Source organism: Thalassotalea insulae (assembly GCF_030161395.1).
GTDB lineage: Bacteria > Pseudomonadota > Gammaproteobacteria > Enterobacterales > Alteromonadaceae > Thalassotalea_E > Thalassotalea_E insulae.
The window spans coordinates 1,005,845-1,021,856 of the sequence record NZ_BSST01000001.1 but is presented as its reverse complement, the minus strand read 5'-3'; the positions used below and the strand labels follow the sequence as shown (position 1 = coordinate 1,021,856).

General features: G+C 38.5%; 14 protein-coding genes. All 14 read left to right on the top strand.

From position 1 onward, the window contains the following. Positions 1–2 precede the first annotated feature (2 nt). Positions 3–722, top strand: coding sequence for an RNA polymerase sigma factor FliA (locus tag QQK06_RS04740; protein WP_431313634.1), 720 nt, complete (start codon positions 3–5; stop codon positions 720–722). Positions 723–770: 48 nt separating this feature from the next. Continuing rightward, positions 771–1,154 (top strand): chemotaxis response regulator CheY, encoded by a 384-nt coding sequence (gene cheY, locus QQK06_RS04735; protein WP_284246572.1) that lies wholly within the window; start codon positions 771–773, stop codon positions 1,152–1,154. A gap of 31 nt (positions 1,155–1,185) precedes the next feature. Then, positions 1,186–1,929 carry a protein phosphatase CheZ gene (locus QQK06_RS04730; RefSeq protein ID WP_284243476.1) on the top strand — a complete coding sequence of 248 codons (744 nt, stop codon included), beginning with the start codon at positions 1,186–1,188 and terminating at the stop codon, positions 1,927–1,929. 13 nt (positions 1,930–1,942) lie between these two features. Further along, positions 1,943–4,033, top strand: a complete 2,091-nt coding sequence (locus QQK06_RS04725; RefSeq protein WP_284243475.1) for a chemotaxis protein CheA — start codon at positions 1,943–1,945, stop codon at positions 4,031–4,033. A gap of 18 nt (positions 4,034–4,051) precedes the next feature. Further along, positions 4,052–5,155: a protein-glutamate methylesterase/protein-glutamine glutaminase gene (locus QQK06_RS04720; RefSeq protein WP_284243474.1), complete on the top strand. Its 1,104-nt coding sequence runs from the start codon at positions 4,052–4,054 to the stop codon at positions 5,153–5,155. A 40-nt stretch (positions 5,156–5,195) separates the two neighbouring features. Further along, positions 5,196–5,969 (top strand): ParA family protein, encoded by a 774-nt coding sequence (locus QQK06_RS04715; protein ID WP_284243473.1) that lies wholly within the window; start codon positions 5,196–5,198, stop codon positions 5,967–5,969. A gap of 6 nt (positions 5,970–5,975) precedes the next feature. After that, entirely contained in the window at positions 5,976–6,740 is a 765-nt protein-coding gene (locus QQK06_RS04710) for a chemotaxis protein CheW (protein ID WP_284243472.1), read from the top strand. A gap of 98 nt (positions 6,741–6,838) precedes the next feature. Next, positions 6,839–7,333, top strand: a complete 495-nt coding sequence (locus tag QQK06_RS04705) for a chemotaxis protein CheW (protein ID WP_284243471.1) — start codon at positions 6,839–6,841, stop codon at positions 7,331–7,333. A gap of 71 nt (positions 7,334–7,404) precedes the next feature. After that, a complete protein-coding gene (locus QQK06_RS04700; RefSeq protein WP_284243469.1) occupies positions 7,405–7,854 on the top strand; it encodes a DUF2802 domain-containing protein in 450 nt (149 codons plus the stop codon). A 162-nt stretch (positions 7,855–8,016) separates the two neighbouring features. Beyond that, the gene (locus QQK06_RS04695; protein WP_284243468.1) at positions 8,017–8,799 is read left to right on the top strand and encodes an MlaA family lipoprotein; all 783 of its coding nucleotides are present in this window, start codon (positions 8,017–8,019) and stop codon (positions 8,797–8,799) included. Positions 8,800–8,839: 40 nt separating this feature from the next. Then, positions 8,840–11,584 carry an SLBB domain-containing protein gene (locus QQK06_RS04690; RefSeq protein ID WP_284243467.1) on the top strand — a complete coding sequence of 915 codons (2,745 nt, stop codon included), beginning with the start codon at positions 8,840–8,842 and terminating at the stop codon, positions 11,582–11,584. A gap of 212 nt (positions 11,585–11,796) precedes the next feature. Beyond that, positions 11,797–12,849, top strand: coding sequence for a UDP-N-acetylglucosamine--undecaprenyl-phosphate N-acetylglucosaminephosphotransferase (gene wecA, locus QQK06_RS04685; RefSeq protein WP_284243466.1), 1,053 nt, complete (start codon positions 11,797–11,799; stop codon positions 12,847–12,849). 440 nt (positions 12,850–13,289) lie between these two features. Beyond that, on the top strand, positions 13,290–15,005 hold the full coding sequence (locus tag QQK06_RS04680) for a hypothetical protein (protein ID WP_284243465.1): 1,716 nt from the start codon (positions 13,290–13,292) through the stop codon (positions 15,003–15,005). Positions 15,006–15,147: 142 nt separating this feature from the next. Continuing rightward, positions 15,148–15,969, top strand: a complete 822-nt coding sequence (locus QQK06_RS04675; protein WP_284243464.1) for a DsbA family protein — start codon at positions 15,148–15,150, stop codon at positions 15,967–15,969. Positions 15,970–16,012: the final 43 nt, after the last annotated feature.

The following is a 16,012-nucleotide window of genomic DNA, read 5'->3' as shown; positions in this document are numbered from 1 at the left end:
TTTTGGTAAAAGCGAATGCCTATAACGTACACATCGATAAGAGTGCTTTATTAGAACAGCATACGGTTTTAGTTAAACGCATTGCTTATCATTTATTAGCGAGACTTCCTGCCAGTGTCATCGTCGATGATCTGATTCAATCTGGCATGATTGGCTTGTTAGAAGCGGCTAATAATTTTGATGCGACCAAAGGTGCAAGTTTTGAAACTTTTGCTGGTATTCGCATTCGTGGTGCCATGTTGGATGAAATTCGCCGTGGAGACTGGACCCCTCGCTCTGTTCATAAAAATAGCCGGATGATCAGTGATGCGATAAAAGCGTTAGAAGCAGAATTAGGCCGTGATGTTACTGATATTGAAGTTGCTGAAAAACTTGATATTTCATTAAATGAGTACCATCATATTCTTAATGAAGTCAGTACGGGTAAAATTGTCGGTATCGATGACTTAGGGGTGAGCGAAGATGTTATTCAAAGCTCTGAAGACAGCAACAGTAATGACCCCTATCAAGACATCGAACAAGTTATCTTTAAAAAAGCATTGTCTGAATGTATTACTACTTTACCTGAAAGAGAAGCTTTAGTACTGTCATTATATTATGATGAAGAATTAAATTTACGTGAAATTGGTCAAGTACTTGACGTCAGCGAGTCAAGGGTAAGCCAAATTCATAGTCAGGCATTACATCGATTAAAAGCGCGTATGCAATCTTGGCAAAGTTAAGTACAATATATATATATAGAATTATGAATGAACTCCCTGGAGGGTGCCTTGGATAAAAATATGAAAGTACTTGTTGTTGATGATTTTTCAACAATGAGACGTATCGTGAAAAATTTGTTACGTGATTTAGGGTTCACTAATATTCAAGAAGCAGACGATGGCAGTACCGCCTTACCTATGCTGAAAGAGGGTGACTTTGATTTTGTTGTTACAGATTGGAATATGCCAGGGATGCAAGGTATTGATTTACTTAAAGCTATCAGGGCCGATGCGAGTTTAGCCCATATTCCGGTATTAATGGTGACTGCGGAAGCTAAAAAAGAGCAAATTGTTATGGCGGCTCAGGCGGGTGTGAATGGTTACATTGTGAAACCGTTTACGGCAGCAACATTGAAAACCAAGCTTGATAAAATCTTTGAACGCTTAGGTTAATTATACGCTTGTTGTTACGTAAGGACGTTACATGACTATAGATAATGGTGTCCATGTTTCATTGGAACAAGCGAAGTTGCTTGTTGAATATCTTGAAACGGATCAACAAGATAAAGCTGATGAATTAATTGCTGAAATTCAGAACCCGATTAATTCCGAGTTATTTGCCGAGATAGGTAAATTAACCCGTCAGCTTCACGATTCACTAATGAATTTTCAGTTAGACTCTCGTTTGAATGATTTGGCAACGGCAGATATTCCGGATGCTAAAGAAAGGTTAAACTATGTCATTAGTCGTACCGAAGATGCAGCCAATAAAACCATGGATGCTGTTGAGTCTATTTTTCCTGTTGTTGACACCATTCAAAGCCAAATCCAAACGGTTGATCCCTTGTGGACAAAGTTAATGCGTAATGAATTAAGTGTCGACGAATTCAAAAGTCTGTGTCAAGACATCGATATTTTGCTCAAAACCACGAGCAAAGAAACCACTCATATGCATGCCTTAATGACGGATGTATTAATGGCACAAGACTTTCAGGACCTGACCGGCCAGGTGATACGTAAAGTTATCGATTTGGTCAGAGAAGTTGAAGATAGCTTAATTAATATGTTAACGGCATTTGGTATTTCTTCAGGTGAAGCAGGAGAAAACGTTAAGCCGAAAACGGGTGAAAATTTAGTAGAAGGTCCAATCGTCAACAAAGAACAAAGGGATGATGTTGTCGCCGATCAGGACGATGTCGATGATCTTTTATCTAGTTTAGGTTTTTAATAGGAGTTGCTGGATGTCTTATGAAGCGGATGAAGAAATTCTTCAGGACTTTTTGATTGAAGCTGGCGAAATACTTGAAAGTTTATCAGAGCAACTTGTTGAACTTGAAAACGATCCAGATAACGCTGAATTATTAAATGCAATATTCCGAGGATTTCATACTGTTAAGGGCGGTGCTGGCTTTTTATCCTTAACCGAACTTGTCGATGTATGTCACGGTGCGGAAAACATTTTTGATATCTTAAGAAATCATCAGCGCACCGTTACCTCAGAGTTAATGGATGTCATTTTACAAGCACTTGATACCATTAATGATATGTTTGCCTTAGTGCAGGCGCGTGAAGAATTAACTCCTGCATCCCCCGAATTATTAGCTGAATTACATCGATTAAGTGTGCCAGAAGGTACAGAAGCGGCGGCACCTGAAACAACACCCACACAAGCAGAAGTGTCAGAGCAAAAAGAATCGGTGCCAGGTTCAGATGATGAAATGACCGAGGATGAATTTGAACGCTTACTCGATGAGCTGCATGGCGAAACCAAACCAAGTGCACCAGTACCATCTTCTTCGACCAGTTCCAATGAAATTTCTGATGACGAGTTTGAAAGCTTACTTGATGAATTGCACGGTCAAGGAGCTTTTTCTGCTGAAATGGCTAAAGCGAGTAAGGCTGAAACAGTTCCTAATGATCAAATTGATGACGATGAGTTTGAAAATCTGCTCGATGAATTACATGGTAAGGGCAAAGGGCCACAAACAGTAAGTCAAGCTACGACTGCAGTAACTCCGGCTCCAGTTCAGCCAGCAGCTAAACCTGCTGAAGCGGTAAAACCTGCTGCCAGTGCGCCGGTAAAACCGGCAGCGAAAAAAGCCGCAGCAGATAAGAAAGCAGCGCCAACGACAGCTTCTCAAGGCGAAACTACTGTTCGCGTTGATACTCAGCGACTCGATCAAATAATGAATATGGTCGGAGAGTTGGTATTAGTGCGTAATAGGTTAACCAGTTTAGGCATGACCAAGGAAGATGAAGAATTAACTAAGGCGGTGTCTAATTTAGATGCAGTTACCACTGACTTGCAAGGGGCAGTGATGAAAACACGGATGCAGCCAATTAAAAAAGTCTTTGGCCGTTTTCCCCGTGTTGTACGAGATCTTGCGCGTAGCTTAAATAAAGAAATTAAGTTGATCCTGGAAGGGGAAGAGACTGATTTAGATAAAAACCTAGTGGAAGCGTTAGCAGATCCACTCGTGCATTTAGTACGTAACTCGGTCGACCACGGTATTGAAGAGCCAGATGTACGTCAGGCGAATGGTAAAGAACGTGAAGGAACCGTGATCTTATCTGCATCACAAGAAGGTGATCATATTTTGTTAACCATCAGAGATGATGGTGCAGGGATGAATGCGGAAAAATTAAAAGAAATTGCTATTGAGCGTGGCGTGCTTGATATTGATGCAGCAAATCGCTTATCAGAGCAAGATGCATTTAATTTGATTTTTGCCCCTGGTTTTTCTACTAAAACTGAGATCTCTGAAGTATCGGGTCGAGGTGTTGGTATGGACGTGGTGAAAACCAAAATTACTCAGTTAAATGGTACGGTTAATATTGATTCTGAATTGGGTATTGGTACTGTATTAGAAATAAAAGTACCACTCACTCTAGCTATTTTACCTACCTTAATGGTGATAGTAGGTGAGCAAACTTTTGCCTTACCACTGGCTGGTGTTAATGAAATATTCCATTTAGATTTAACTAATACTAATGTAGTTGACGGTCAGTTAACAATCATTGTCCGTGAAAAAGCGATCCCACTGTTTTATTTAGATCAATGGCTGGTAAGAGATTATCAGGAAAAACCAAGAGATAAAGGCCATGTGGTTATTGTGCAATTAGGGGCTCAGCAAATTGGTTTTGTTGTTGATAGTTTGATTGGCCAAGAAGAAGTGGTAATTAAACCGTTAGACAGATTATTGCACGGTACACCAGGTATGGCAGGAGCCACTATCACAAGTGACGGCGGTATTGCGCTGATTATAGATGTGCCTAGCATGCTTAAATATTATGCTAAAAAATCTATCGTCAACAAAAAACTGCGTTCATAATATTTAAAGAGATGACAAATGACCTATAAGGTTTTAGTGGTCGATGACTCGAGTTTTTTTCGTCGTCGAGTCAGTGATATTATTAACAGTGACAAAAACTTAACCGTTATTGATGTTGCTGTTAATGGGATTGAAGCAGTAGAAAAAGCAAAGCAGTTAAAACCTGATGTCATTACTATGGACATTGAAATGCCGTTACTTAACGGTATTGAAGCGGTTAAGCAAATCATGGCCAGTTCACCTACGGCTATTTTGATGTTTTCTTCTTTAACTCATCAAGGGGCTAAGGCTACTTTAGAAGCCTTGGATGCTGGTGCATTAGATTTCTTGCCGAAAAAGTTTAATGAAATAGCCAAGAATACCAGTGATGCCGGCAGTGTTTTAAAGCAAAGAGTATTAGAACTTGCGCGTAAGAAAGGACGTTTTCCTATTCGTTTGTCGTCGCGGCGAGAAACGAACACGACTGCATCTGCCAACCGACAGCAGCCTGTTCGCGAAACGACTCCTAAAACAACGACTTCAACAAGACAATCTAGCACCCCGATCAAATCATATAAATTGCTTGCAATAGGCACTTCTACCGGTGGACCTGTGGCATTACAGAAAATTTTAACCCAATTACCGGGGAATTTTCCTCTGCCAATTATAATGGTACAACACATGCCTGCCGCATTTACTAAAGCGTTTGCTAGTCGGTTAGATAGCCTTTGCCAGATATCTGTTAAAGAGGCAGAAAATGGTGATGTGCTCAAACCAGGTTGTGCATATTTAGCACCCGGTGGTATGCAGATGGTGTTTGACGGTAAAGACAGTTCAGCTAAAATCAAGGTGATGTCAGACGATTCAGATCGCATTGCATTTAAACCGAGCGTTGATATCAGTTTTGGCTCTGCCGCTAAAATTTACGGAGAATCTGTACTTGGTATTATTTTAACCGGTATGGGGTCAGACGGGCGTGAAGGTTGTCGTATGCTGAAGGCAAAAGGAGCCACCATTTGGGCGCAAGATGAAGAATCCTGTGTGGTTTATGGTATGCCGCAAGCGGTGACAAATGCGGGTATTTCGTCGATGAACTTATCCTTACTAGACTTTCCATCAGCGATATTGAAAGAAGTGCAATAAGGCCGGTAATTTTTATTTGATAATAGGTTAAGGTGGCATTTTGGTTGTTTGGACAATAGCAAATCAAAAAGGTGGAGTTGGAAAGACAACAACAACCATTTCATTAGGCGGATTATTGGCTGAACGGGGCAAACGCGTTTTGCTCGTTGATACTGACCCGCATGCCTCTTTAAGTTATTATTTTGGTATCGAATCCGAAGATCTTGAATTAAGCGTTTATGATTTATTTGTTCAGGTGTCGAGCAAAGAGCAAATCATGCAGAGCTTATGTCCTACTAAATATGCCAACATCGATATTCTTCCTGCCACTATGGGGTTGGCGACGTTAGATCGCTCTCTAGGTACTAAAGGTGGTATGGGACTGGTACTGAAAAAAGCAATGCAAAAACTAACGGGTGAGTATGATTATGTGTTAATGGATTGTCCGCCTGTTTTAGGGGTGTTAATGGTAAATTCATTAGCGGCTTCTGACCGTATTATAGTGCCGGTACAAACGGAATTTTTGGCATTAAAAGGCTTGGACCGGATGATGAAAACTATGGATATTATGCAAGGCGAGCAAGACAACCCATTTACTTATTCCATAGTTCCGACCATGTATGATAAACGAACTAAAGCATCACTTTTAGCTTACCGTAAATTACAAGAACTATATGGCGACAAAGTTTGGCCAGGCGTGATCCCTATTGATACTAATTTTAGAAATGCTAGTGAAGCACAAAAAGTGCCTTCAGACTTTATGGCATCGACTCGGGGCGTTTTAGCCTACAAAAATCTGCTAGACTATTTAATGAAACTACAAGGTAAGAATTAAAAGATAATGAGTAAATCGTTAGCTGCAAGCAAAAAATTAATGCAAAATTACCTGTCGGAGCTTTTAACCGAAGATCCCCAGGAACAGGCAGCTGAGCAAACCGAAATTGTAGATAAGAGTAAGCTTGATAAGTTATTGCAACAGGCCAGTGTTGCTCATGAAGTTGATAAGGCAAAACTGGATGCGATTACGTCAGTAAAATCTGAAAATAAACTAGTTGAAAAGTTAGATATTCCAGTAGAAAAGGGTGCTGAGTTAGCACAACAAGAGATTACCACCCATAAAAGCCAGGCTGACTTTGTTATTCAGCCGGAAAAAGATTATCGCAAAGGCAGTTTTCAGGCGATGTTTTTTGATGTTGCCGGATTAATCGTAGCAGTGCCGCTGATCGAACTCGGTGGTATTCATAATGTCGATAAAACAACACCGCTTATGGGAAAACCTGATTGGTTTAAAGGGGTGATGTTGCATCGCGAGGAAAAGATCAATGTGGTGGATACTGCATTGTGGGTGATGCCTGAAAAATGCAATGAACAGCTATTAAGCTCGATAGAATATCAATATATTATTATGCTTAATAATAGTCATTGGGGTTTAATGGCTGAAAATTTGGTCGATACTGTTACCTTAGAACAGGACGATGTTAAATGGCTGGAAAATTCAACTAAGCGCCCCTGGCTTGCTGGTTTAGTAAAAGACCGAATGTGTGCGTTAATTGATGTTGATGCTTTGATCAAAATGCTCGATGACGGTGCTAATATCAGTCAGTAACTGGATTAAACAAAAAACACTATTAATATAAATTAGTTAGCTACTATACTATATTGGTAGATAGATGAATAAAGTCAAAAATTTAAGAGGCTAGCAGTATGTCTGATGAAAGACGCAGTGCGAATGAAAGTATAGATACTAATGATGAAGTGCTTCAATGGGTAACTTTTCAATTAGATAGCGAAACTTATGGTATTAACGTAATGCAAGTACAAGAAGTGCTGCGTTATACCGAAATTGCCCCAGTGCCTGGCGCTCCGACCTATGTGTTAGGTATTATCAATTTACGCGGTAATGTAGTGACGGTTATTGATACCCGTTCTCGCTTTGGTTTGGAATCCTCTGAAGTTACCGATAATACCCGTATCGTCATCATTGAAGCTGAAAAGCAGGTCATTGGTATACTCGTAGATAGTGTTGCTGAAGTGGTTTATTTGAAAGCGTCTGAGATAGACGTTGCTCCTAATGTTGGCAATGATGAAAGTGCGAAATTTATTCAAGGGGTATCAAATCGAGATGGCGAGTTATTAATTCTGGTTGACTTGAATAAGTTACTTTCAGATGAAGAATGGGATGAATTAAAACAGTTCTAGCTTGCATGGTATTTAGTAATTAGATGTATGCGTTAATGATGATTTAGTGTGTGAGTGTTGAAATAGATTTTATGGATCAAACGATATTGCTGCTCGTTGCGATTGTTTTTATTGTCAGCATTTATTTGCTTTATTATCTTTTAAAAAGACGATTTGAGCAGCGCATCAATACATTAGCAACCCAACTGTCGAGTATTGAATTTGTCGTCAATGACGTCAAAGAGCGTTTTCACTCACACGATGATGTTTATGCCAGTAAGCAACAGGAATTACAATCTTGGCAGTTAGAGCATCAACAAGTGAGTCAGCAACTCGAACATCGCATTAAAGTCATCCAAGAAAAGTTGCAAGCCTACCAAGAACAGTTAACGCAACTGCAACAACAGCAACCACAAGACAGGCTTTATACCAGAGCGCAAAAAATGGTTGCGCTTGGCGCAGATATTGAGGAAATAGTTCAAGAATGTGGCTTGCCAGTGGCAGAAGCTGAAATTTTAATCGCTATGCATAAAAAATCTTAGTGAACTTCCGATCTATATATTTTTTTCTTTCTAGATTACTTCTTTACAATTTTTAGACATTTTTCTGCCATTTTTAAGCGTCTTATGATACCGCCTATCTCTTTCGCGTGGTAAACTCCCGCCTTGTTAAAATTTATAGATGAAAATCAAGGAAAGGTTGCAGTGCAAAAGACGAAATTTTTCAGTTTATCCACTCAATTTTTAATATTACTAAGCTTGATTATAATCACAGGCTGTTCTTCTGTTCCAGAACAGTCTCAAGCTAATGGTGATGTAAAAGATCCTTTGGAGTCTATTAATAGACCGTTTTGGACATTTACCTGGGATTATGCCGATAAATATGTACTTAAGCCAACATCGCAGGCTTATGTCGAACATGTTAATGAAGATGTGCGTTTTAGTTTATATAATATGGCACTGAATTTAAATGAGCCTTCAACCATTATCAATCATTTGCTACAAGGTAAGTTTTCAGACGCCGCAAAAAGTACGGGTCGTTTTGTGTTAAATTCAACAATAGGTCTGTTGGGGATATTTGATCCCGCCAGTGATTTTGGCTGGGGCAGAAATCAGGAAGAATTTGGCGAAGTTTTAGGTAAGTATGGCGTAGGTGACGGTCCGTATTTAGTAGTACCAGCTATGGGACCAACATCGGTTCGAGAAGAAGTCGGTGATTATGTTGATCGGTACTATTGGCCATTAGCCATCATCGATTTTTGGCCAAATGCCTTAAGGGTTGGTGTTATTGCACTTGAACAGCGTGCTTCGCTGACTGATCAAGAACAGTTGATAAATGATTCGGTTGATTCTTACGAGTTTGTGAAAAACGCCTATTTTCAAAATATGAGATATAAGGTGTATGATGGCAATCCACCGATTGAAGTTGATGAAAGCGATGAAGAATTAGAAGCCTTTATGGATGAATTTGAAGAGCTTGAGCAATAATTTCCTTTTGTAGAATAATAGAAGAAATCTGGTCTAATAAATGAAAAAAATACTACACACAATTGGCTTATGTGCGTTTATAGTCTTATTTGGTAATGCTAATGCTGCCCAGCTGGCAAGCAATATTACACCTCAACAATTGCAACAATTTAAGCGATTATCGCCGGCACAGCAAAAAAGTTTGGCGCAAAGTATGGGAGTGGATTTACGTACCATTCAGAAGCAAATTAATTCGTCAGAAAAAAATCAAAATACCAGTGAAGATACTCAACTTCAACAGTATATGCCTCGAGGTACTCAGTTTGATGAATTAGGTAATCCGATATTTGATCCTGAGGAAGAACTACTTGACGAAGAGCAAGAAGATGATAGTGAGCCTAAGCCTTTTGGTTACGATGTTTTTGCTAATGCACCATTAACTTTTGCGCCAACATTAGATATTGCGGTACCAGAGAACTACATTGTTGGTGCTGGTGATAGTTTATCTATTCAAGTATTTGGGAAAGATAACTTTGATTACCAGTTACCCGTAACGCGAGAAGGAAAAGTCATTATTCCTGAACTTGGTGCGTTTGCGGTTTCTGGTATGACATTTAATGAAGTGAAACAATTTTTAGCTAATGAAATCAAAAATAAAGTATTAGGTGTAGAGGTTGTTGTTGCCTTGAGTGATCTTAGGTCAATTCGGGTATTTGTTTTAGGGGATGCCTATAAACCTGGGCAATATGTTTTGAGTTCATTATCAAGTATTACTCATGCATTATTTGCTGCAGGCGGTATCAGTGATATCGGAACGCTTAGAAATATTCAGTTAAAAAGAGGCGGTAAGTTAGTAACTACGCTGGATTTATACGACTTATTGATCAATGGCGATTCTTCAAACGATGTGTTGTTAAAATCAGGTGATGTGGTATTTATCAACCCTATAGGAGATAAAATCACTGTTGATGGTGAAGTTACCCGCCCGGCAATTTATGAATTACAAAAAGGTGAGACTTTTCAAACGGCAATTAAAATGGCTGGTGGGTTGTTACCTTCAGCTTACCCTACTTCGACTGTGGTTGAGCGTTTTAATGCGCGTAATTTAAGAACCGTTAAAAATATCGATTTAACCCAAAGTGATGTATTAACACAAGAAGTGCGTGCTGGTGATTATATTAAGGTAATGAAAACCTCTGATATTGTTGAAGATTCAGTAACTATTATCGGCGCTGTTGCCAGACCTGGTAAGTATCAATGGCATCAAGGGCTACGGATAAATGATCTAATACCTGATGTCAACATTCACTTATTGGCTGATGCAGATTTAGCTTATGGCTTGGTGGTAAGAGAGAGAGATAAAGCGCGAAATATTGAGATACTGCAATTTAGTTTATTTAATATTATTGCCGATAATCGCTCTCAAGATAATCTGGAATTACAGCCTCATGACAAAGTGTTAATTTTTTCTATGGATGAAATTAAAGCAGAGCGTTTGAGCCGGCTTGATGACTTTGCTTTTACGTCTGAGCAATTAAAAAAAGAAGAAAAGCAACAAGCTAAAGATAACTTTCAAGAAAAAATGTTTTGGCTAGAATATGATGCAGAAGATAAATATCAGAAAAAAGATGAGTTAGATGAAACAGTTGAGTTAGCATCAAAGACGTTAGAAGAGTTAACCGGGGGCAAGGTAAAAGAGGAAGTGGGTATTAGAGAGCTTAATCCGTTTTCTCGAAAGAGGCTTTTATCACCGATTATTGAAAAGTTAAAATTACAGGCTGCATCTGGAAAGCCGATTCAGTTAGTTGAGATTGTTGGCTCAGTCAAGTTTCCAGGTATTTACCCGTTAGCAAAAAATGCCAAAGTTAACGATTTATTAAAAGCTTCCGGTGGCTTATTAGAATCTGCGTTTTTACAAAAAGCTGAAATTACCAGAAATGAGGTTGCCAATAATATGGCGTCAAAGAATGCGATTGCTTTGAATTTATCTCAAGTGTTAGCAGGAAATGAAGAAGATAATATTCTATTACAGAGTAAAGATAGATTAAACGTATTGCAAATACCTTCATGGCAGGAAAACCACTTAGTAGAACTACGTGGCGAATTTATGTTTCCTGGTAAATATACTATTCGCCGAGGTGAAACTCTTGGTCAGTTAATTGAGCGGGTTGGTGGTTTTACTGAATATGCCTATATAGAGGGCTCAGTGTTTACCCGCGAAAAATTGAAACAGTTAGAGTTACAAAATTTATTGAAAGTTTCTGAAAGTTTACGGATGGAAATAGCATCAAAGAGTTTGGCACAAGATAAAAACTCTCAAATGGTGGATTATAGCCAGGCAAAACTGTTACTGGCTGATTTAACCAAGGTCAAGCCTGTAGGGCGATTAGTTGTAGATCTACCTCGCCTGGAAACTGACAAAAGTGTTGATGTGTTACTAGAAAACGGTGATGTTTTGTACGTGCCGACTATTCAAAATTCTATAAACGTTATCGGGCAAGTACAAGTGGCGACATCGCATTTTTATCAAGATAGTTTAAGTGCGTTTGATTATATAGAGTTAAGTGGTGGTGTTAAGCAGCAGGCTGACGATGACAGAGTCTATATTATTAAAGCAAACGGTGCAGTTGAAGTACCGAGCTCGTCTAGTTGGTTTTCATCTAATGATAAAAGCCAGTTAAAGCCAGGAGATACAGTGGTAGTACCGTTAGATTCAGATTATATGAATAACTTGACACTATGGGCGACAGGTACTCAAATTATTTATCAAGCTGCGGTAGCTATTGCTGCGATATCAGGAATATAAGTGTTGTAATTATTGAAAAGGTAAGAGCCTGATAGAACTTACCTTTTCAAATTTTTTACTTAGTTGGCTATCTAAATTGTTAAATTTAGTTATTAAACGTAATTATTTCCATTATTTCCTAGATTCCCGTAGGTGAGCCGACTATAATTGGCGCAATTTTATATATTCATTTGTTGATTCGAGTATTTGACTAAAAATACCAAGGCTTTTCCATGTTTCTTATATTAAGCGCTTTAATTGTTGCTTTTATTGTTTCGATTTCTACCATTAAAGTATTATTGCCGTTAGCCCCACAAATAGGCTTAGTTGATTTACCTAATGAACGCAAAAAACATGATGGTGCGATTCCGTTAATTGGTGGTATTTCTATTTATACTGGCGTATTAATTGCGTCGACGCTATTTATTGAACAAAGTCAGATTGTGAATTTATATTTTATTTCTTCTGCGTTACTTGTTTTTATAGGCACTATGGATGATATTTATGATTTAAACGTTGCACCAAGAATGATTTTTCAAGGGATAGTTGCGACCTTAATGGTATTTGGTGCTGGTATTTATATTCAGGATCTCGGCAATTTATTTACAACAGGTAATACAAACATAGGCAATTATGGTATGCTATTTACTATGTTTGCCTGTGTAGCTGCGATTAATGCGTTTAATATGATAGATGGTATTGATGGCTTGGCGGGTTCCATGAGCATTGTTAGTATTGCTTCTATCGCTATTTTAACCTTGTTAAATGATAACTCAGCCGATATTTTATTGCCGCTTATTTTGGTCGTCGCCATTATTCCTTATTTGTTTTATAACGTGAGTACGCGAAACCCTCGTGGTAAGAAAATTTTTATGGGAGATGCTGGCAGCATGTTTATGGGATTAACAGTTGTTTGGTTACTTGCTCTTAGCACGCAAAACACGCCTCACGGGCAGGCTGCTTTTAGGCCGGTTATCGCACTATGGGTAATAGCAGTGCCATTAATGGACATGTTTGCGATAATGCTTAGACGAATTCGTAAAGGGGTTTCGCCATTTCAAGCAGATAATGGCCATTTACATCATATCTGCATTCGGTTAGGGTTAACTTCTAGGCAAGCATTACAGGTTATAACCGGTTTAGCTGTTTTATGCTCATTAATTGGTATTTTAGGTGAAGTCTTATTAGTGGATGATTGGTTGATGTTAGTCGGGTTTCTATTGCTATTTATTGTATATTCTTATGCTTTGCAGCATGCGTGGAAATTTGTACGTATGTTTAAGTAATTCTGTAATGTGTTTGTTTGTATCTGGCAAATAGAGTTTTTGATTGATTTTTGAAAAAACAATCTTGATTGTCCTTTTTTTGAACACTTATACCGATAAAATTGATTATAATCGAGTTTTTACCAATAATGTGTTGACATCACAGTAACTTGAATTTAAATTTCCTTATGTTTGTAATGTTAGATAATATCTCTTTTGTTTATGTAGGCAGTGATAGCTTAGTTAATAAATAGGGGAGGGCATGCCAATAAATTTCGTTATTTATTAGTTATGGCTGAACTATTAACAAAAACAGAAGGAATGTTAGAAAACTAGAAATTACAACGACAGAAAACTAACATTATTTTTTATAACAACTTGTTAGTTTTACATGAACACGTGTTCACAAGTCTTAACGATATAATTGTTAAGATTTAGAAATAAAATGGAGAATATCTCAAATGAAAAAATTTAATTTAGCCGCGCTACCGTTAGCTGTTGCAGGTATTGTTGCTTCTAACTCGGCGTTTGCTGGTACTCAAGCTTGTTTTGAAGTGTATAAAGGTGCTGATGCACTAGCTGTTGCTGCTTTTGATACAAACTACGCTGCTGCCGCTTGTATTGCTGAAGCTGATCGTCTTGCTGCCGGTGCTGCAGATTTAGAACCAACTGCAGAAGCTGCTATTGCTTACGAGTTAACTGGTGACTTAGACGTAGATTTTGACGCATTAGATGGTGTGGATACAGATTTACACATTGTTTACATCCCAACTACAGATATTCCATCTGGTACGTTGATCACAATGACAATTACAGGTGCCACATTTGCTAATAACGCTGACATCATTCACTTAGTGCAAGATGAAGATGGCGCTGGTGCAGGCACAACGTTTGCTGCTGTAGCTTCTACTGATGGTGCGGTAGATGGTGAAAATACCATTACTTTCTTAACGAAAGCTGGTGTGACTATCACAGCAGGTACTCGTTTAGCGTTATCTCAAGTATCAACTGGTGCTGTATCTACAGCTATTGAACCTATAAGTATTAATATTTTAAATGAAGGCTGTACAGATCCATCTTCTTCTCAAACTGTTACTATCCAAGCAAACAGCGCAGTAACTGATGGTGGTACAGGTTTCTCTATCGCTGGTGCTGCTTCAACTGCTCAGTTAGTTGCTGATATTAGCCCTCAATTTGTAACTTTCTCAGGTTCAACTTCAATTGAAGAAGAAGTAAACGCAGAAAGTACAGATAGTGAAGGTGCTGCTATCGTTGCTCGTACAGAGTTTGTTTATGACGCTTCTGCTACTTTAGCTGACAGGTTCACTGTTAATGCAAGCCAAGTATTAAGTATTGCTGGTTTTGCTGACCGTGCTCCGTTACTTGACCAATCAATCGCATTAGATGCAGACGATCATTTAATTACTCGCTTTGTTACTAGTGCTGATCCAGGTGCTACAGTTGAAGCTGGTATTTATAATTCAATGACAGCTGCATCAGGTGTCCTAGCTGCACAAATCGATGTTGAAACAGGTACAACATTTGGTACTATCGCACAAAGCACTGCTGATGCGACTGCGTATTTGACAGAAGCAACTGATTTATTCACGGCCGTTGCAGGTACACAAGCTGAAGCTGCGCCTGCTGCATTAGCTGGTTCAGTATATAACGATGTTTGGTATGTACTTGAAAACACTGACCCAGGTGTTGGTGTAATGAACTTTAACTATACACATACTCCTGAGTATACGTTAGAGTTAGACACTGCTGGTGAATTAGATCACTGTGTGCAAGAAAGAACTATTCACGATATCGGTGTAAATGGCGCGGTATTGAAAGTTCCTTATACTTTCGACACAAATAACAACTTCGTACGTATCACTAACGAGCACAACGAAGAAGCTGAAATTACTTTAGACATCTTTGATGAGTCAGGTAACCAAGCAACAAGTATTGCTGTTGGTAATGTTGGTGAGCATGCATCAGTTGTATTACGTGCCAATGAGTTAATTGACTTAGCTCAAGCTGCTGGTTACATGGGTGTTGGTGACCGTCACACTATGACGTTCACAGTTACTGCTCCTCGCGATTCTGTACACGGTGTAAGTGTTCAAGCAATCCCAGGTGGTGTTGACCGTGTAATGCCGGTATTAGATCAAAATGTCTGGACTCAGTAATAGCTTAATTTGCTATTTAATAGCTTAGTTAAGTTATTTAAGAAAGCCCCTTTCGGGGCTTTTTTTATGTAGCTATGCGATATATATTTGCTTACAGATGAGTAAATATTGAAAAACTTTTTATGAAATACTGAGGATTAGTATGCAGTTTTACTCTATCTTTATAATACGATTGATGTTTGTTTTTATGATTATTGGTGGTGGTTTAGGAAGTGCTGTTGCTAGTACAACTAATGGTGCAACGGATAAGTCAGTTGAGCAATTACAAGCAGAAGTTAATCAAATAAAACAACAGCTAATAGTAATAATGCGAAATCAGCAAGCGATTGCGAAACATACAGGGTTAATAAAAGAAACTGAAAAGCAAGCACTTACAGGGCAGCCCATTTTAACATTGGGCAATAGTGCGATAATTGGAAGTGCTGAGGCAAAACTTGTTTTAATGGAGTTTACTGATTTGCATTGCCCATTTTGTAAAAAATTTCATGACAATACGTTTAGCAAGTTAAAAGAAAAATATGTTGAATCGAATGAAGTACTTTTCGTTGGAAAGCATTACCCTATTGTTGCTCTTCACAAAAACGCATTGATTGCGGCTAAAGCATTGGAATGCGCAAGAGAAAGCCAACCTCAAAACCAGATTTTATATGAAAATGCTAAAGCATGGCTATTTAAGACAGGTAAAAAATTTGATGAGTCTTATTACTCTGAATTTGTTCAAGGGCTCTCTTTAAATGAAGATATGTTTAATAGTTGTGTCACATCTAATAAAGTAGAGCAGACTATTAACGCAGATCTTCAATTAGCAAAATCTATAGGCATGTCTAGGACACCATCATTTGTTATAGGTTTTCAAAGCGCGGGTAAGGTTAAAAACTGGAAAATTATCGAGGGTGCTAAAACTTTTGAACAATTTAGTGATGCAATCGATAAGTTTATTGCGACGGCACAAACTAAAGATTAACGTGTTGGTTTTGGTCGGTTACAATATTGGTATGGCTATTCGT

Coding starts and splice junctions, on each gene's coding strand:
- QQK06_RS04700 (WP_284243469.1), top strand. CDS start 7,405: ATGGATCAAACGATATTGCTGCTCGTTGCGATTGTTTTTATTGTCAGC.
- QQK06_RS04710 (WP_284243472.1), top strand. CDS start 5,976: ATGAGTAAATCGTTAGCTGCAAGCAAAAAATTAATGCAAAATTACCTG.
- QQK06_RS04730 (WP_284243476.1), top strand. CDS start 1,186: ATGACTATAGATAATGGTGTCCATGTTTCATTGGAACAAGCGAAGTTG.
- QQK06_RS04675 (WP_284243464.1), top strand. CDS start 15,148: ATGCAGTTTTACTCTATCTTTATAATACGATTGATGTTTGTTTTTATG.
- wecA (WP_284243466.1), top strand. CDS start 11,797: ATGTTTCTTATATTAAGCGCTTTAATTGTTGCTTTTATTGTTTCGATT.
- QQK06_RS04725 (WP_284243475.1), top strand. CDS start 1,943: ATGTCTTATGAAGCGGATGAAGAAATTCTTCAGGACTTTTTGATTGAA.
- QQK06_RS04690 (WP_284243467.1), top strand. CDS start 8,840: ATGAAAAAAATACTACACACAATTGGCTTATGTGCGTTTATAGTCTTA.
- QQK06_RS04705 (WP_284243471.1), top strand. CDS start 6,839: ATGTCTGATGAAAGACGCAGTGCGAATGAAAGTATAGATACTAATGAT.
- QQK06_RS04720 (WP_284243474.1), top strand. CDS start 4,052: ATGACCTATAAGGTTTTAGTGGTCGATGACTCGAGTTTTTTTCGTCGT.
- QQK06_RS04680 (WP_284243465.1), top strand. CDS start 13,290: ATGAAAAAATTTAATTTAGCCGCGCTACCGTTAGCTGTTGCAGGTATT.